The following is a 16,354-nucleotide window of genomic DNA, read 5'->3' as shown; positions in this document are numbered from 1 at the left end:
CATATACTTCCCATTGATTCATGGCTTTACCTCGCTTATGATTTGATTCTGCTTATTGTAAGTGATAGGGATATATCCTGTTGGGCCACTTCGATTCTTTTCCAAAACTAAAGAATATCCATCATCGTCCTGCCACACGAACAGAATCTTGCTGGCACTCTGTTCAATTTCTCCGCTATCTCTCAACATGGACAATTTCGGTTTCCCCAATGTCTTTGTCGCATCAGGTTCAACTGACATAAGCCGATAATCGTACAGTTATAATCCAGGCTGATTTTGCGTAGCTCTTTTGCGATTTCTGTCATGCGTTCATATGAGTTCCTTGCTCTGGATCCAATAAGGCCTATATGATCAATAATCACGATGATATGCCTTTTCCCATCATGACTAGCAACCATTGACCGAATAGAATCTATGGACTGGCTCTTGTCTACAACTTCAATAGAACGCTGCGCTATTGAATTGATAGCTCTATTCACATCATTAACCTCTGTCTCTGACATTCTTTTGTATGATGCTATGTAGTTTTGGTCAAGTCCACAGTTAATGGATATCAGCCTCTGATGAAGCTCTTGCGGAACCATTTCCAAATTAAAATACAGGCAATCATATCTCCATGATAGGTCATTTAATAAATTTAAGACAAAGCCAGATTTTCCTGAACCGGTTGCACCAGCTATCACCATGAAGTCATTTTCTTTTAGCCTCAGCAAAGAACCCAGCTGCTGATATTTCTTGAAGTAGATGCTTTTCTTATCGTCTCTGCATGATTCTAAAAGCTTATCTGAATCCAGTTTGTAAGATTCTGCAGTCTCTAACTTACACACTTTCTGATAGACCGCGTTGTATTCGTCCAAGCTGATACTGTGTTCTTTCAGCTTATCTGATATTTCAACAATTTTACGCTCTTTGAATTTATCAATCACAACACGTTGTATACGCTTAAAGTTTTTTATATCTCCTGAATATGTAATATCTGAGCACCTTACATAAAGGTCTATATCGGACCTCGGATAGTCAAGCAATGCTTCTATCGTTATGAATCCGTTTTTCTTGTAGTAGTCCAACATAGCCTTGAAAATGTTTTGATATGGTCCTACGAAATGCTCTGGCTCCAAGATAGAAACTGCAAACAACTCATTGTAGACGGAAAGCATACCGATTGCAGTTGCTTGTGCTTCAATCATTGAACTGGTGTTCATAACATTTCCTCCAATCTACCGTTATCAGATTACATGGAAGCGGAGGTTTTTCATTCTCCGCAATCCATGCATTTAATTTCTTCATGACTTTCTTGTAGTCTTGATCATGCATAATACTATACCAAGCCTTACAAACTTCTTTAAGGTCTCTACCATACATGAAATTAGGATAAATATTCAGAATCGTATTTATAATCTGTGTCATTTCTTCTTTTGTCATTACCAATCACCCGCCTTTATTTCTCTTGGTGAAGATGTGATAACCTCATCAACTTCATCGTTCCATCGTTCTCCATTCAGCCATGTAGTAGGATAAGGGATATACTGACCATTATTTTTCAACCAGTCAGCTGATGCGGCCTGTCTTCTTAAACCATCCATGATGGACTTATAGACCTGTTCGTTTTTACATACACTGAGGAATTTTATATGAGACTTTTTCTTGTCTCTTTTTTTAGGATATACTTTCCAAAATTCATTGAATGCATTTTCTCTATCGAATGCATTTTCCAACATCACACCACTATTTTGAGTATCACAATCAGGCGTACTCTGCGCAATTTGCGCATATCTTTTTTCTTTATTGTTATTTATATTTTTATTAGTTGTGGTCGTTTTGTGGGTCACTTGCTGGGTCGGTGATTGCGTAACACCATGAAATAAGCCTATATTTAAAGCATTTTCTGGCATTGCGCACTGGGTCACGCACTGGGACGTTTTGTGGGACGCCAAATCTGCGCAAATTTCATCGTTTTTTTGGTATAAATCATAGTTCAAAACAATGACTAGAGTGTTAGATTTCGATGGTATTTTATCAATCATTTTATTATCAACAAGAACTTCTAACGCTGTTCTGACTTCGCGTTCTGTTAGGCCTGTTTCATCAGCCAATTTTCGCCTTGAAGTTATAAAAGTCCCTCGCTTAACAACTTCTCCTTTATACATTTTATCTGTCCAATTAGCCTTCATGATGCAATGAATAAAGACTGTTTTCACAGGGACATTCTTGTACCAATCTCGTTGGGTTATCTTTCTATAAAGCAATATATACGTTCCTTTAGAAGTCATTGTTATCACACTCGCAATCAATACGAAGGTCACTATGAACATGTTCGGGACAGATTTTATCGACACAATTTTGACAGATATATCCGATTGGTTCTCCGGCAAACAATATATTTATAGCTAAAATATATACATTATTTTGTGAATATTCTTTCCCACAAATTGAGCATTTCACTGTCGTTTTTTTAATCATTGATACACCTATCTTTGTTTATCTATCAAAGCACGGATATGCTTTTCTTCTGCTTCCATTTCCGATAGACGGCGTGTCAAATTATTGATTTCCTCTTCCATCGTCATGGCAGTTTCCACCATTTTTGCATACATATCCTCACGGCCGTATAAGTCAGCCATGAAGTCTGTAGAAAAGTCGATATGATTATCCTCATCCGTTTTTACATCGTATTCGTGTTCATATTTCGTACCGTCATCGAACATTTCTACGCTGATACATAAAGCATTATTTCTATAGTCTAAATTAAACTTCATTTTTCTTACCCTTCCTGATGATGTCGTTTCTTTCGTCTGATTCAAATTCCGCTTCCTCGCTGTCTGTGAACCAGTTTACGTTATGATCTGATATTTCTATCCAGTGCATTTTAACGCCCTGCTGTGAGTCTGTTTCGGGCCATCCCGGACGTGTTTCATACCGTACCATCATTTGCTCATTGGTAATGGCTAATACGATACATTCAAGAGGAAGCCACATACTCCCGTTATAATACAGAAAGTAAATCGGTGTTTCGCAGTTCATTAAATCCAGCAGGAAATCTGAACCAACTTTAGCTATGCTTTCACTTGCTCTATACATAAGAGGGCCTCCTTAAATGCTGAAAACTCTGCTTCCGGTGCTAACAATTCTGCAATTCTTTCTAATGTTGCGTCATCCAGCCTTCTACAGTAGCGTTCTACCATCCAATAGGTAAATACATTCACTCCCACTTTATGTGCTGTATCGCGTAGGGAAAGCCCCTGAATGAGTCGTTTTCTTTTTAAAATCGGATATGTGTTCTTTCGCTCAACATCTGCAACATTTTCAATATTAAGTATCAGACAGATTTGTGTGATGATACCGATTGCAAATTCACCAGTATTATCTTCCAGCGCTTTATACTGCTTCCTGGTAATACCCAATAATTTAGCCATTGATTTTCTAGAGATGCCGTACTCTTTTCTTCTTTGTTTGATTGTCATACCTACTATCCTTTCATCCACATCTGTAATGCGGTATCATACAATTTTTTTAGATCGCTGTCGGATAGTTTGAGCATCGTTTTATTGATGTATTCGATCAGGTCTCCTCTGGTAACTGATTTATATTTTTTGCTCTTATGATACTTCTCATTTAATGCGTTTATCTGTTCATTCGTCATGCCTGATAACTCCCTTCTGCTTCCGGAATCCCCATAGCTTTTCCATAACCCAAGTAAAAGGCAAGATTGAATATATCAATCGGATCCATTGCACCATCTAAAATCTCTAGAGCTTCATCTAGCGTGCAATCATTTTCGGATAAGATATGAGCCTTTACTTCATCCGCATATTTGCGCAAGCCATTGTTGAGGTTCTCTATCTTTGCATCGTCAGATTCATTCGTAGATGCTTCTTTTTCAATCAGTTTACAGATAGCACAAGCAAAACCATCTTGTCTTGCAGCTTTCACATCGTCAACGAGACGGTAAACAAGCTCATCATTCTGCTCTCGTGTTAAAGGTAGATTTCTGATAAATTCACTCGTTGCTTTGAACTGCTGCTTGATTTTTTCATTGTATTCTGGCAGTTCGATAATAACATCGTCAATATTTTGCATTAGGCACCTCCGTAATCAACTTTTGGTATTTATTTCTCAGACGCTCAAGTGCATCTCTTTGAATATTCAAAACCGAACTGATGGCTTCATCAATAATTTGCTCGTTGTTGTATAGGTATCCTTCTATACCATCCTTCACTATCATCAAAAGAGACATGGACATTTCCAAAGTGGTGATTTCATCTTCTAAATCCAAAATTTCAATTTTCTTCATGATCTCAACTCCTTTGGTGTCACCTGAACAAAATAATCGTCTGGGTCTTCACCGTTCTTACGTAATTCTTCTCTGGAATCCTCAATTCTAGCGATTAGTTCATCCTGAGTTTCTCCGGTGATTTCCATCATATCCTGCAAGCTGAAATATTCATGCTCACCTGTTACATTAGAAAACGCCATTCTTAACCCGTTGTAAATCATTGTATAGGAGAACCCGTGTTTCTCACCATCTTTGATAAGCCCACTAATTTTCAAACGTGTATAACCATGCTTACCATACTTGGAAAGCAGCTTGTTCAGCACCTCATTTCTGGTCATGATAATACCTCCTGGCGCAATGATGTTTTCACATTTTTGCATTTTCTTATAACATTTTTCATATTGAAACTAATTCTACTATATCCCTCATATGCTATCGCCTTCCCATCATTAAAGGAAAGCTCCATATTTACATACTCAGTACGCAAATCTGATTTCATAAACGCTATAGCAGCTTCACATCCAGCCTTTGCATACTCCCAAATTTCATATAACATTGATTCTAATTCAGCCATATCGATGTGAATATAGGCTTGTCGGTCAGGTATCACCATATTAAAATTGCTCATTCTTCCGTCTCCTCGAGAAGTGGATTCTCATGTCTGAACAGACATTTTGTATAATAGGCAATGCAGTATACACATGCTGAAATGCACATGATATCAGTTAAAATACGCATATCTAAATTCATTTTTCATTTCCTCCTTGATTATTCAGGAGGTCCCTTGGTATAATATACTCGTGATAGAGTATGGAGGGACCTCCTCCAGATGTTTGGTGATTGCCGTCACTAAGCATCTTTTTTCTTTTTGCCCTGATGAAAGTAGTCTTTTACGATTGCGACTGGCAGCACACCTCTTCTAGGTAAACGGTTCTCATCAATCTCGTAGATTTCCTTCATTCGCCGCATATGGCGATAGGCCTGTGCTTCGCTGATTTCATATAATTCCCGGATATCTTTATTACTGTAAAAGAGTTTTTCCATGTTGGCACCAGAAACTAATCTTCATTCAAATCCATCCCCTGCTGTTTGCAGTTATTCGATAGATCGATACTCAGCTGCAGGTCATAGCTTGGATACCATTTTTCAATCAGCGATAAAGCTTCGTCATATTTGACCTTTGGGATATCAGCATATTCTGAAATATCGTAATGATCATATAGGAAGTTGTATACAGCTTTATACACTCTTTTGCTGTTTTCTTTATATGCAGCGGTCTTTATCCCACCACATGCAGAGGCAACGGCACTATGAATTGCGCCTCTTATTTTGCGGCGCTGTCGAGTGCTTAGCAATGTATTATCTTCCAATACTGTGATTCGCTTATCCTGCTCGACTAGTTTCCTATCCTGCATAAGGATTGCTTGCATTTCTGTGGATAGACCGGATAATTGAATTGCAGCTTCTTTTGATTTATTTTCAATGGTTACATAATAATCTCTCGCTTCTTTTCCACGTTTCGAGTGAGATTCCATTGATAAGTGTTTTGCCAAGTCGGTTGTGAGCTTGTAATCTTTGCATTCATTACCGTTCAACATGATGTTGAACCCCCACCAATCCGTATTTTCTTCATAGAATTCATTATTTTCAATATTCTGCTTTGCCCATCTAGCAAAGGCTGATGGATGAAGTTCTAAAAACTCATACAGCTTTCTAGCAGTAGTCATGCCGTTCTCATCAATGCCTAATGCGATTTCAATCGGTGTTTGATTTGTTATGTTCATTACGTTATTCATGTGCGCCTCCTTATGCACTTAGTGCTATCTTTTTTTTAATGTCCTTTGGCTTAGCATCATTTCCAAGCTGCCAGAGTACTTTTTCTGTTTGAATTAAATTAGTAAGATTCAGAATTGCCATATCGTCGTAATCTTTACTATAATTTCTAACAGCATAAATCAGATCACGATACTGATCTCCCTTTAAGTCAAAAAGCACATCGCATACAGCATTAAAGAATTCTGTAAAATCTTCAACCTTGGACAGTCGATGAATAAAGAACTTCTCCAATTCTGTAGTAGTTCGTGTAACTTTCGCTTTTTTAGAATCTTTCCAATTTGCCAATTCCAGACTGTTGAATCCTTCTACTAGTGCGTTGAAATTCTTTTTCATAAATCCATCAGAACACGCAGCTCCTAACATCAGGCATCCCTCTCTTGTTAAAAAGAACGTGTTCGCACCATTATCTGTTGGTTTCCCTGGAATAACGAAGGAATCTGACATCGGTTGATTCTGATTAGCCTCTTTGATGAGTCGCTTAATCTTTTTATTTAACTTACCAACTGAAACTCCAAAGGCATTCGCTACATCAATATTACTTACCACATATCTTCCTTGTACCTTATAGCAAGGAAGATTCACTTTCTTTGTTTTTAATTCATCACTCATATCTTTTCCTCCTTAAAATAAACTTTCTTGTTCGAACGCCAACTGATCAAAGTTATCAGATAAATTTATACCGAACTGTATGGACACCTTCTTAAACTCAGTGGCAATTTCTTTTGGTGACTTCCCTAAGTCTTTCATAACAGTACGCTGTATCCTCTGGTAGCTGGCAAATGCTTCTAATGGAATATCTCTGAAATCAGAATCAGATAGACCAGCGATTTCATTTTCCATGCGATTAAATGCTGTAACATATTCAGCAGTGAACAGGACACCCTTTTCTCCAGTGAGCTTATTCCCTACCATTTCGCATCCTTCTTTTGTAAGTAAGTAGCACATCAATGTCCGTCCTGTACTATCTACATAATTGCTCTGAATAAAGAAATCTACTGAGCGCAATTTTGCGCCGAGTAATACAGCCTCATAATTTCGTATCTTTTTAAGTAAATCCTTGTGCTGCATCTTAATTCTTTCAGCAACTAGTCGTGAATCGATGACGTTCTTTCCGTCAATGTGTAGAATCTGTAATTCTTCTGCCATTTCTAGGCCTCCTTTCTATGAGTGATACTTTTGATAAACTGCTTTACTTACTGAAATGCCTAATCCGAATTTTTCATTGACAGACATAAGTTCAACAGTATCTTCTAAAATAGGTTCACGCTCAATTAACATCTGCGGGGACATTTCACCTTTTTTTATCATTTTTGTATAACCATGTTTAGTAGATATCGCTTTGTTTGCTATCGTGTTTGCTTTAATGAAGTGCTTTTGCTTAGGGCTCCCAATATTATGGTTTAATTTCTTCATCATTTCTTTTTGATGCTCCTTGTCCAGCATACGAAATACTTGGAATCCTTCAAGACCTGTAACCTTACGTAAATAACAGAATAATTCATAAGCCCAATGCCTGAACTTTTTTGCTTCTTTCTTACGTGATTGAAAAACTACATCATAGAAACCAAATTCACTTACTATAAGCATTTCTTGAACACCACCATTAGTTTCAAGGGTATACTTTGAAAGTAGGTCCTTTTCAAGTCTTTGTTTTACTTTCCAAGTTTTCAGTTCCAATGCATCGCAAACGTCTTTCAATACTGCCCACCATTCACCATCTTTCTCAACGAATCTAATCCGATAGCCATTCCATTCTTCAATTCTCATGTGCTCACCTCACTTCCTATCTGTAAAAGTCACTTATCTAGTGACTGAACTGACAAAAAAAATACTTGTAGGGTCTCTAATATCTAATATATCTATCATTTTTTCGATTTCATCACTACCAAACACCCCGGCCTTCATTTTTGCGTAAAATGTTTTTTCAGTGATACCGATACATTTTGCCACTTTGCGCTGTGAAAGACCTTTTTCAGCTATCCTACCTTTCAACTTCGCTGTATCAATCATTTCCTTACCTCCTGTCACTGATTAGGTGACTTCATAATATCACCCAGTAAGTGACATGTCAAGATTTTTTTGTTGCATATTGAGTGATTTGTGTTATACTTTAGCTAGGAGGTCAGAAAAATGAAAACCTTACTCAGCATGAATATTAAAAATCTTAGGAAAAAAAAGAATATGACTCTCGAAGAATTAGCTGAAAAAGTTGGAACTAGCAAGCAAACAATACAGAGATATGAAAGTGGAAAAATTTCTAACATACCTTCAGATAAAATAGAGTTACTTGCAAAATATCTTGATACCACCCCTGCAAAACTGATGGGATGGGAAATATCAAGGGGGAGCGAAAGCGAGATTATCACTACTTTCGCATTAAACTTGCAGTATTACATGGATCGTGATAATATATCAATCACTGAATTAGCTGAAAAAACTAATTTAGATTCTGCTAAAATTTATAGATGGATTCATGGGCAGGCATCCCCCATTATGGCTGATGTATATACTTTAAAAGACTATTTTCATATAAATGTCTCAGATTTGATAGAGCGAACAAAAAGAATGGGTGATCCTAATTATATAGGTAAAGATATTTCTGAAATCATAGATACGCTTATCAGAAATGATATAGTTCAGGAATTTGGACAATATGATTTAACTGAAATGTCAGAAGATGATATAAGCGAATTTAAAGAGCAGTTACTTGATTCTATTAAATTTTTTGCCGGAAGATATAAAAAAAGGGCATAAATTTATAACCCTTTATTAAAAAAATATCTCTCTGCTTCACTTATAGGAATTGATAAAATGTCAATTCCTTTTTTCATATCATCAGTATATAAGCCGGAATCACTGACAAACCTTTCTTGCAGTTCTTCAAAACTTATTCCCAGTCTTCTTGCGAACTCCTGCTGTGATCCGCATACCTGGGCGATGCGGTTGTTCAGCAGATTGTAATTGAATATCATATCTTAACATCCTCACTGCTATGCTACTGTCTGAGAGAAGAGAGCTTTTACAGCTTCTACACCCTTGGCATTGTATTTGAAAGTGGACACCTGTTTATGTGAATTAGGCGATTTATCGAAGAACCACATTCCATATTCAGATTTCGTATCTTCATCCACAGGACGAATACCGGCTTCTTTTGCTTTCTTTCCTACTGTGTTCTTGTTACTACCGACCATTTCGGCTATCTCTGTAGCTGTAAAATAGCGTTCCTGGCATTCTGGTAGCGGAATAACTTTTTCCCCTGTTAGAGCTTCTGAAGCATAGCTAATGCAAATCTGTTGGTGCATTGGATTATCAGGATTCCGGTCACTTAATTTGAGCAGCATAGAGGCCATTCGTGCTTTAGCGTTCATAAGTTTAGCCTCAGCAATCATCAACTTTTCTGGATCAGTTTGGTTTTCTGGCTGCTTCTGGAAGTATGTATTAACCAGCATCCGCTGTACTTCCCATGCTAGATCATCTTTCATTGGTTTTGTTATCATAAAATAACCAGATTCTGAAACTACGATTGATTTATCCGGAGTTCCACCTTGAGGGCGTTTAATACCAAGCGTCCGTAAAACGGACGGTTCACTTATAGTAAAGTAATCTACTCCCTCAATAAAGTGCTTTTTGTTATCATTAAATCTCTTTCTAGCTGTTCCCTCTGGTCTTTCGTGGCATTCGTCAATATCCTTGAATGTCACTACACGCTGCCCTTTGTATTCCTTGACTTGTAACTCATGATTTTTGATTCTTACTACTTCGTTCACTTTATCTTATCTCCTGTACGGTTCTGCCGTATATGGTATACGTCTAAACCACAGGAAGCTATATTTTCATGATTATAACCCAAATTTTGCAATTTCCCTGCAATTTCTAGTATTTTTCCATTGATTTTGGGATACAATTTTAGTAGAATAGATATAGCAATCCCTTGTGGTTGTTGTGTGGTGCACTCATTAATCCGGCCAAAGATTATGAATGAGTGCTTTTCTTTTTGTCTTTCACTTGATCTGGAAAGAACAATTCTTGGACAGTAAGTCCATAAAAATCAGCTAATTTAATCTTAATTTCATCCTTAGGCATCCTTGTTCCAGTTTCATAATTCATTAAAGCCACTGTGGTAATACCAACTTTATATGCAACCTCTTCTTTAGATTTTGTGCCTCTTAATATTTTTAGCTTCTTTCCCATTGAAATATTTTCCATGCATCACACCTCCTTTTCATTTTGGGATTCTTGTCATTTTGTATGACAACAATATAATAATTCAAAACAAAAAAAAATTTCAACTATTTTTTAAAACAAATTGTTTGTATAGCCATTTCGTGGTAAAATAACAGTGGTGATGATAATGGAAAATTTAAAGAAATTAAGAACATCATGTAATCTAACACAAAAAGAAATGGCAGATAAGTTGGGTATGAATCAACAGACTTATGCGAATTATGAAACAGGTAGAAGAGAACCTGATTTCGATACTTTGAAAGAGATAGCCTCATATTTTAATGTAAGTATTGATTTTCTTTTAGATATTGATAGAGAATATAAAAGAAACGATAATTTTGAAAATTTTTCTGTAAATTTTAAAACTGCTATACAATTAAACAGAAAAAATTATTATGAGTTTGTTACAGAATGGTATAGATATGTGAAAAAAGATCATCTATCAATGATTAAATACGAAACTTTGGAGCAAACATATTCTAAAATTTATTCTTGGGTAATTGGTGAAAGCATACCAACACTCATAGAGCAGAGAGCACTTGCTGTTATTTTAGATTACCCTATAGATATGACGTCCGAGCAACTTTTTCTTAATAAAAAAAATGAGTTTCCTAAAGATTACAATACATTAAAGCAAGAAGCTATGCTTTATTATAAAAAAAATGATAAAGAAATCCAACTAAACAATGATGATTATTACGATTATTATACAATCTTCGAACATGATATACTAATTCAATTAAATTTATTAAAGTATGAAAATTTTTATGATGCAATATCCAAGAAAAGCTTACAAAAAATACAGGAACCCTATTTATTAAGCATTGGGACATTGAGAGATGCAATGGGCAAAGAAAATGAAAAGCGATTTGGAGATTTTAATGCCGGAGCAATACTTCTGAAAAATAAAGTAATGCAAATAAACGATGAAAGTCAATTGAAGAATATTTCAAGAAGGAAGCATTTACTTATGTTTTTTCAAGATATAAATATAACCACAATAGATAATCGACATATAAAACAATATCACACTTCTTTCTTAGAAAAAATATATCATATCATTATTGATCAAATAAAAAACAATCAATTTCTATATTATATCGTACGCGATCTTGATATAAAAAAGCCTATTAACTATATAAATAGTGGCTATAATTACTGTTATGACACGTTTACAAATCTTGAACAAGCACAAGAATTTTTAAAAAACCATTCAATAGGATTTGTAAAACAATTAGCGGATTATACTGATCCTATTGAGAAAGCAAATGTTTTAAAAAACATTATTGATAATAAAGCAAAAGACATTCGCGATGAAGCTATAGATTCTCTTTATCCATATTATGATTAAAGGACAGCCCTACAAAGAGCTGTCCTATTTTTTGAATACATTATTGATGATTTGAATCATAGCATCTTCTGTTTCATTGAACAGATGGGAATAGGTCTTCAGCACCTCTTCCACTGTGTTTCCGAGGCGATCTGCTATGGCTTTGATATTTGCACCGTGGTTAATTAAAAGCGTGGCATGGGAGTGTCTGAGGTCATGAATACGAATTTGTGGTAAACCTGCAGCATCTGCCACTCTATGAAACCTCTTATTTAGCAGTTTAGGAATAATCGGCTGATCCATTCCGAACAGGAAGCCATCCGCAGGCGCTCCAGGGCATGAATCATACCATTCAAGATATTCCGTCATAATCCGAAGCTCCTCATCCGGCATTTTTATGACCCTGTACGAGTTTTTTGTTTTAGGAGGTGTTACTACATACCTCTGTCCACTTACGTACTGAGAAACAGTCTTATTGACGCGTATTGTCCCCTTTACGATGTCCACATCATCTTTCCTATTCAAGGCAAGTACTTCACCACGACGCATCCCCATATAATACAAAGTGCAGCAAATCGTATAATACATGATATCGTCTTTAGGAAATGCCTGTATGAAGCGTTTCCACTCATCAGGTGTGTAGAACTGCATTTCTTCTTTCAATTCGTCAGGGCGCTTAAAATTAGGAATAGAAGAAACGGGGTTACGTTCGATAAGATTCTGTTTAACAGCATAGCTGAAAAGTTTATTTAGATATGTCCTCATCTTATTAACATACGACAGCTTGTATTCTGGTGTGTTGTAGCTTTCGATGAAGTCTTTTATCGTCTTCGTTCTAATCAGATTGATTTTCTTATCATACAGCTCATCCATCTGATCAAACATGTACTTATCAGTAGCAAGCGTACTTGATTTCGTGCTTCCCTGTTTTTCCCTTAAATACATTTCAGTAAGCTCTTTAAATGTGATATTGGTAGCGCGCATCTGCTCCAGATCCTCATTGTACTTGGCCAGGAAGCTCTCCTCAAATTTCATAGCTTCTTTTTTGAGTTTGCAGCCTTTTGCTACACGATGATAGTCTTTGAAGTTGCCATCCTCCAACTTCACTTTACCACGTATATACCACTTACCGTTTCTCTTTTCAACAGCCATGAATCACACCTTCTTTCCTATCTCTAATATCAGTATAGCACCTAATCAGAATATAAAAAAGTAGATTTTTTCGTCATGTTTTCGTCATTTTGGTGTTTTTTATCATAACAAGCAATATAGTAAAACATAAGAAAAGCCTTTAAATAAAGGATTTTCTTTATCTAAAGGCTTGTTTTCTTAAATGGTGGTCCCGGTCGGAATCGAACCAACGACACATGGATTTTCAGTCCATTGCTCTACCGACTGAGCTACGGGACCATTTGGTTGCGGGGGAAGGATTTGAACCAACGACCTCCGGGTTATGAGCCCGACGAGCTACCAGGCTGCTCTACCCCGCGATGTTTAATGAGCAATTCTTTTTTAGTTGAAGATTTAAATGGCGGAGGAACTGGGATTCGAACCCAGGCGCCAGTTTCCCGACCTACCGGTTTTCAAGACCGGACCCTTCAACCACTTGGGTATTCCTCCAGATGTTCGGTAACATAATGGTGGACCCTGTAGGACTCGAACCTACGACCCACCGGTTATGAGCCGGATGCTCTGACCAACTGAGCTAAGGGTCCAATTAGCAAAATTGGTGGCGGGGGCGAGACTCGAACTCGCGACCTTCCGGGTATGAACCGGATGCTCTAGCCAACTAAGCTACCCAGCCGTGTTTACAATTTTACAATGGTCGGGATGACAGGATTTGAACCTGCGACCCCTTGATCCCAAATCAAGTGCACTACCAAGCTGTGCTACATCCCGAAAAATAATGGCGCGCCCAGCAGGAATCGAACCCACAACCTTTTGATCCGTAGTCAAACGCTCTATCCAGTTGAGCTATGGGCGCATCGTTTTCGTTTTCTTTCTTTGCGCTGTTCTCATCAGCGCTCATATATAATACAACAGAAAGACCATTTATGCAAGACTTTTTTTGAATTTTTTTCGTTTTTTTTATCTTTTTCAGCAATACTGCAAAATCCCCTGATAAATAAAGGTCTTGTGCCCTTTTCTTTGCTTACCTTTGTACTCTTTTCGATAAAAATCCGATGCATTTCCTTCCAACCTTTATAAAGCAAAAGAATCCTGTATATGGAAAGCAGCAAATGGTTAATCATTTAAAAACCGATGGATCACCAGCATTCTATATCATATAGAAAGAATCGTCCTATGCAAATACCGGGCCGCTACATACCCAAGTTAACATTCGATTTTTCACAGTTCAGTAAAGCCATCTGATCTTGTCCAAGAAAATATCCTCGGATTCAGATTGATTCTCTTTTCTGAAGCCGGCACCGATTGCCTCACTCCCGCACGCACATTCCACCTTACACCATGCCGCAGCACATTCCCTGCATATATTCCTTGAACACGATTTGATTTTTCCTGCCAATAACCGTACTTATTCAGAGCCTGAGCGCTGCTCTTGGAATCTCATGAGCATGTTGAGCGTGAAAAAAAGAGCCGCTATGTTGCGGACTCTTCAGCTTTTTTTCGATCCTTAGTTGCCTTGATGACCTTCTGACGGGAAAACTCCTCCCGCTCCTTTTCCTCAAGCGCATCCGTTATGAACTTGATATTATGTTCAAAATCCGGAATCACGATGTTCTTCAGGGCGTTGGCACGCTTCTGCGCCTTGCGGATCGCATTTGCAAGCCGGTACACACTATTCTCCACCTCTGCCAGAATCACCGTCATTTCCTTTACCTTATAGAAACAGCGGTACGCATAATCCAGCTTGGAATTTGCATGATCTAAGCCATAGGTCAGCTTATACTCCTGCTTATCGTATTGAATCTTTGGAATCTCCACACCCATGACACTGCGATAGCTGATATGGATACCGGTATCCACCGGCACCGCTTCCACCAGATCACTGATGACACCCAAGGACATATTCGCCTGCTGCAAGGCATAGTAAGCCTTCTGATACGTAATCGTAATCTTATCACGCAGCAGCTTTACATCATCCAGCAGCGACATCATCTCGCGCGTCAGGATATTCCGTTTCCGATCCATCAGCTCATACCCCATATGTGCCAGATCGTTTGATTTCTTTGTCGCAATCAGATTTCCTTTGGTTGGAAACACCTGTTTATTGGCCATAATCAGTTACCCTGAGATGCCAGTTCCTTGATGATAGGCCCACTTTTCAGACCAAAACGTTTCACCGCACGCTCATGATCGTAATAGACCTCAAGAACCTCGTTATCTACACGGTCAAGCTCCGCACGCGGCAGGACGCTGAGTAAATCCCAGCCCAGATCCAGCGTTTCTTCAATACTGCGGTTATCATCAAAGCCCTGATTCAGGAAATGCTCCTCAAATAACGTACCAAAGGACATATACTGCTTGTCGACATCACTCAGCTCATCCTCACCGATAACAGAAGCCAGACTTCTGGCATCCTGCACCTTCGCATAGGCTGCGAACAGCTGATTGGATACATCAGAGTGATCCTTTCTTGTAAAGCCTTCACCGATTCCATCCTTCATCAAACGTGACAATGAAGGCAGGACACCAACCGGCGGATAAACTCCCATCTGGTTCAGATTACGATCCAGTACGATCTGTCCCTCGGTGATATACCCGGTAAGGTCAGGAATCGGGTGGGTGATATCGTCATTCGGCATTGTCAGAATCGGAATCTGCGTGACAGACCCTCCGGCACCCTTGACAATACCTGCTCTTTCATACAGTGAAGCCAGATCAGAGTACAGGTATCCCGGATATCCCTTACGTCCCGGAATTTCTCCCTTACTGCTGGAGAACTCACGCAGCGCCTCACAATATGAGGTAATATCTGTCAAAATAACCAGTACATGCATATCCTGCTCATATGCCAGATATTCCGCAGCCGTTAAGGCACAGCGCGGTGTCAGGGTACGCTCGATGATCGGGTCATTGGAAAGATTGATAAACATAACAACCTTTTCCATAACGCCTGCTTCCTCGAAGGAGCGCTTGAAATAATCTGCGACATCGTTTTTAACACCCATAGCCGCAAAGACGATACAGAAATTCTTACCGTCCCCTTCCGATATCTTCGCCTGCTTTACAAGCTGAACTGCCAGCTCATTGTGCGGCATACCGGAGCCGGAGAAAATTGGCAGCTTCTGTCCGCGAATCAGTGTTGTTAAGGCATCGATACTTGAGATACCGGTATTGATATAATTTCGCGGGTACACACGGGAAACCGGATTCAGCGGCTGTCCATTGATATCCGCACTTTTCTCGGCATAGATTTCTCCCAGCCCGTCGATTGGCTGTCCGCTTCCGTTAAAGGTACGCCCCAGCATCTCGCGTGATAACGCAAGCTCCATCGGCTTTCCTGTAAATTTTGTTTTTGTGTTTTTCAGGGAGATTCCGTTGGTTCCCTCAAACACCTGAATGGCAGCTTTTTTGCCCTCCAGCTGAACCACTCTTCCCAGACGTGTCGTTCCATCTCCACATTTGATTTCCACCATCTCTTCATAGCTGGCGTTTTCCACGTTATCCAGGAAGACAAGAGGCCCGTTAATTTCACTCAATCCTACATATTGAAGACTCATGCACTT

24 protein-coding genes, 7 tRNA genes and 1 pseudogene are annotated in these 16,354 nt (G+C 38.5%); 2 read left to right on the top strand and 30 right to left on the bottom strand.

Features of this window, described 5'->3' with window-relative positions:
* Positions 1 to 18: 18 nt before the first annotated feature.
* The 17 genes and pseudogenes from GKZ87_07180 to GKZ87_07100 form a co-directional block, all read right to left on the bottom strand.
* A pseudogene (locus GKZ87_07180) lies at positions 19 to 1,202 on the bottom strand (AAA family ATPase).
* The gene (locus GKZ87_07175; GenBank protein QSI25279.1) at positions 1,180 to 1,422 is read right to left on the bottom strand and encodes a hypothetical protein; all 243 of its coding nucleotides are present in this window, start codon (positions 1,420 to 1,422) and stop codon (positions 1,180 to 1,182) included. Before GKZ87_07175 ends, GKZ87_07180 begins: the two are co-directional and overlap by 23 nt.
* Positions 1,422 to 2,270 carry a hypothetical protein gene (locus GKZ87_07170; protein ID QSI25278.1) on the bottom strand — a complete coding sequence of 283 codons (849 nt, stop codon included), beginning with the start codon at positions 2,268 to 2,270 and terminating at the stop codon, positions 1,422 to 1,424. The genes GKZ87_07175 and GKZ87_07170 overlap by 1 nt, the downstream gene beginning before the upstream one ends.
* Before the next feature lie 198 nt (positions 2,271 to 2,468).
* Entirely contained in the window at positions 2,469 to 2,756 is a 288-nt protein-coding gene (locus GKZ87_07165) for a hypothetical protein (protein ID QSI25277.1), read from the bottom strand.
* Positions 2,746 to 3,078 carry a hypothetical protein gene (locus GKZ87_07160; GenBank protein ID QSI25276.1) on the bottom strand — a complete coding sequence of 111 codons (333 nt, stop codon included), beginning with the start codon at positions 3,076 to 3,078 and terminating at the stop codon, positions 2,746 to 2,748. Before GKZ87_07160 ends, GKZ87_07165 begins: the two co-directional genes overlap by 11 nt.
* A complete protein-coding gene (locus GKZ87_07155; GenBank protein QSI25275.1) occupies positions 3,054 to 3,461 on the bottom strand; it encodes a helix-turn-helix domain-containing protein in 408 nt (135 codons plus the stop codon). Before GKZ87_07155 ends, GKZ87_07160 begins: the two co-directional genes overlap by 25 nt.
* A gap of 5 nt (positions 3,462 to 3,466) precedes the next feature.
* Entirely contained in the window at positions 3,467 to 3,640 is a 174-nt protein-coding gene (locus tag GKZ87_07150) for a hypothetical protein (protein QSI25274.1), read from the bottom strand.
* Positions 3,637 to 4,077, bottom strand: coding sequence for a hypothetical protein (locus tag GKZ87_07145; GenBank protein QSI25273.1), 441 nt, complete (start codon positions 4,075 to 4,077; stop codon positions 3,637 to 3,639). Before GKZ87_07145 ends, GKZ87_07150 begins: the two co-directional genes overlap by 4 nt.
* Entirely contained in the window at positions 4,064 to 4,291 is a 228-nt protein-coding gene (locus GKZ87_07140; GenBank protein ID QSI25272.1) for a hypothetical protein, read from the bottom strand. Before GKZ87_07140 ends, GKZ87_07145 begins: the two co-directional genes overlap by 14 nt.
* Positions 4,288 to 4,611 (bottom strand): hypothetical protein, encoded by a 324-nt coding sequence (locus GKZ87_07135; protein QSI25271.1) that lies wholly within the window; start codon positions 4,609 to 4,611, stop codon positions 4,288 to 4,290. Before GKZ87_07135 ends, GKZ87_07140 begins: the two co-directional genes overlap by 4 nt.
* Positions 4,608 to 4,901, bottom strand: a complete 294-nt coding sequence (locus GKZ87_07130) for a hypothetical protein (protein QSI25270.1) — start codon at positions 4,899 to 4,901, stop codon at positions 4,608 to 4,610. Before GKZ87_07130 ends, GKZ87_07135 begins: the two co-directional genes overlap by 4 nt.
* A 221-nt stretch (positions 4,902 to 5,122) precedes the next feature.
* Entirely contained in the window at positions 5,123 to 5,317 is a 195-nt protein-coding gene (locus tag GKZ87_07125; GenBank protein ID QSI25269.1) for a hypothetical protein, read from the bottom strand.
* 14 nt (positions 5,318 to 5,331) lie between these two features.
* On the bottom strand, positions 5,332 to 6,069 hold the full coding sequence (locus tag GKZ87_07120; protein QSI25268.1) for a hypothetical protein: 738 nt from the start codon (positions 6,067 to 6,069) through the stop codon (positions 5,332 to 5,334).
* Between the two features lie 10 nt (positions 6,070 to 6,079).
* A complete protein-coding gene (locus GKZ87_07115; protein QSI25267.1) occupies positions 6,080 to 6,718 on the bottom strand; it encodes a hypothetical protein in 639 nt (212 codons plus the stop codon).
* Positions 6,719 to 6,730: 12 nt separating this feature from the next.
* Positions 6,731 to 7,255: a toxin Bro gene (locus GKZ87_07110; protein ID QSI25266.1), complete on the bottom strand. Its 525-nt coding sequence runs from the start codon at positions 7,253 to 7,255 to the stop codon at positions 6,731 to 6,733.
* A 15-nt stretch (positions 7,256 to 7,270) separates the two neighbouring features.
* Positions 7,271 to 7,876 (bottom strand): phage repressor protein, encoded by a 606-nt coding sequence (locus tag GKZ87_07105; GenBank protein ID QSI25265.1) that lies wholly within the window; start codon positions 7,874 to 7,876, stop codon positions 7,271 to 7,273.
* A gap of 33 nt (positions 7,877 to 7,909) precedes the next feature.
* Positions 7,910 to 8,119 carry a DUF739 family protein gene (locus GKZ87_07100; protein ID QSI25264.1) on the bottom strand — a complete coding sequence of 70 codons (210 nt, stop codon included), beginning with the start codon at positions 8,117 to 8,119 and terminating at the stop codon, positions 7,910 to 7,912.
* Positions 8,120 to 8,239: 120 nt separating this feature from the next.
* Here GKZ87_07100 and GKZ87_07095 point away from each other — a divergent pair, with 120 nt between their 5' ends.
* Positions 8,240 to 8,863 (top strand): helix-turn-helix domain-containing protein, encoded by a 624-nt coding sequence (locus GKZ87_07095; GenBank protein ID QSI25263.1) that lies wholly within the window; start codon positions 8,240 to 8,242, stop codon positions 8,861 to 8,863.
* Between the two features lie 2 nt (positions 8,864 to 8,865).
* On the opposite strand, the gene GKZ87_07090 is transcribed toward GKZ87_07095, so the two are convergent.
* The 3 genes from GKZ87_07090 to GKZ87_07080 all read right to left on the bottom strand — a co-directional run bounded on the left by GKZ87_07090 (position 8,866) and on the right by GKZ87_07080 (position 10,315).
* Positions 8,866 to 9,081 (bottom strand): DUF739 family protein, encoded by a 216-nt coding sequence (locus GKZ87_07090; GenBank protein QSI25262.1) that lies wholly within the window; start codon positions 9,079 to 9,081, stop codon positions 8,866 to 8,868.
* Positions 9,082 to 9,099: 18 nt separating this feature from the next.
* Positions 9,100 to 9,876: a hypothetical protein gene (locus GKZ87_07085; protein ID QSI25261.1), complete on the bottom strand. Its 777-nt coding sequence runs from the start codon at positions 9,874 to 9,876 to the stop codon at positions 9,100 to 9,102.
* A 205-nt stretch (positions 9,877 to 10,081) separates the two neighbouring features.
* Positions 10,082 to 10,315 (bottom strand): helix-turn-helix domain-containing protein, encoded by a 234-nt coding sequence (locus GKZ87_07080; protein ID QSI25260.1) that lies wholly within the window; start codon positions 10,313 to 10,315, stop codon positions 10,082 to 10,084.
* 139 nt (positions 10,316 to 10,454) lie between these two features.
* On the opposite strand from GKZ87_07080, the gene GKZ87_07075 reads away from it, so the two are divergent.
* Complete coding sequence (locus GKZ87_07075) at positions 10,455 to 11,684, top strand: helix-turn-helix domain-containing protein (protein ID QSI25259.1); 1,230 nt, start codon at positions 10,455 to 10,457, stop codon at positions 11,682 to 11,684.
* A 24-nt stretch (positions 11,685 to 11,708) separates the two neighbouring features.
* On the opposite strand, the gene GKZ87_07070 is transcribed toward GKZ87_07075, so the two are convergent.
* The 10 genes from GKZ87_07070 to GKZ87_07025 all read right to left on the bottom strand — a co-directional run bounded on the left by GKZ87_07070 (position 11,709) and on the right by GKZ87_07025 (position 16,348).
* Positions 11,709 to 12,815: a tyrosine-type recombinase/integrase gene (locus tag GKZ87_07070; GenBank protein ID QSI25258.1), complete on the bottom strand. Its 1,107-nt coding sequence runs from the start codon at positions 12,813 to 12,815 to the stop codon at positions 11,709 to 11,711.
* Positions 12,816 to 12,997: 182 nt separating this feature from the next.
* Positions 12,998 to 13,073 (bottom strand) — tRNA-Phe (locus GKZ87_07065).
* 3 nt (positions 13,074 to 13,076) lie between these two features.
* Positions 13,077 to 13,153: transfer RNA gene (locus tag GKZ87_07060), tRNA-Met, on the bottom strand.
* A gap of 39 nt (positions 13,154 to 13,192) precedes the next feature.
* Positions 13,193 to 13,283, bottom strand: a tRNA-Ser gene (locus GKZ87_07055).
* Positions 13,284 to 13,301: 18 nt separating this feature from the next.
* A tRNA-Ile gene (locus tag GKZ87_07050) sits at positions 13,302 to 13,378 on the bottom strand.
* A gap of 12 nt (positions 13,379 to 13,390) precedes the next feature.
* A tRNA-Met gene (locus GKZ87_07045) sits at positions 13,391 to 13,467 on the bottom strand.
* A gap of 18 nt (positions 13,468 to 13,485) precedes the next feature.
* A tRNA-Pro gene (locus GKZ87_07040) sits at positions 13,486 to 13,562 on the bottom strand.
* Between the two features lie 8 nt (positions 13,563 to 13,570).
* A tRNA-Arg gene (locus GKZ87_07035) sits at positions 13,571 to 13,647 on the bottom strand.
* A 617-nt stretch (positions 13,648 to 14,264) separates the two neighbouring features.
* Positions 14,265 to 14,903 (bottom strand): V-type ATP synthase subunit D, encoded by a 639-nt coding sequence (locus GKZ87_07030; GenBank protein ID QSI25257.1) that lies wholly within the window; start codon positions 14,901 to 14,903, stop codon positions 14,265 to 14,267.
* Between the two features lie 2 nt (positions 14,904 to 14,905).
* Positions 14,906 to 16,348, bottom strand: a complete 1,443-nt coding sequence (locus GKZ87_07025) for a V-type ATP synthase subunit B (protein QSI25256.1) — start codon at positions 16,346 to 16,348, stop codon at positions 14,906 to 14,908.
* Positions 16,349 to 16,354 lie beyond the last annotated feature (6 nt).

Source organism: Erysipelotrichaceae bacterium 66202529 (assembly GCA_017161075.1).
Classification (GTDB): Bacteria; Bacillota_I; Bacilli_A; order Erysipelotrichales; family Erysipelotrichaceae; genus Clostridium_AQ.
This window is presented reverse-complemented; position numbering and strand designations above follow the sequence as displayed.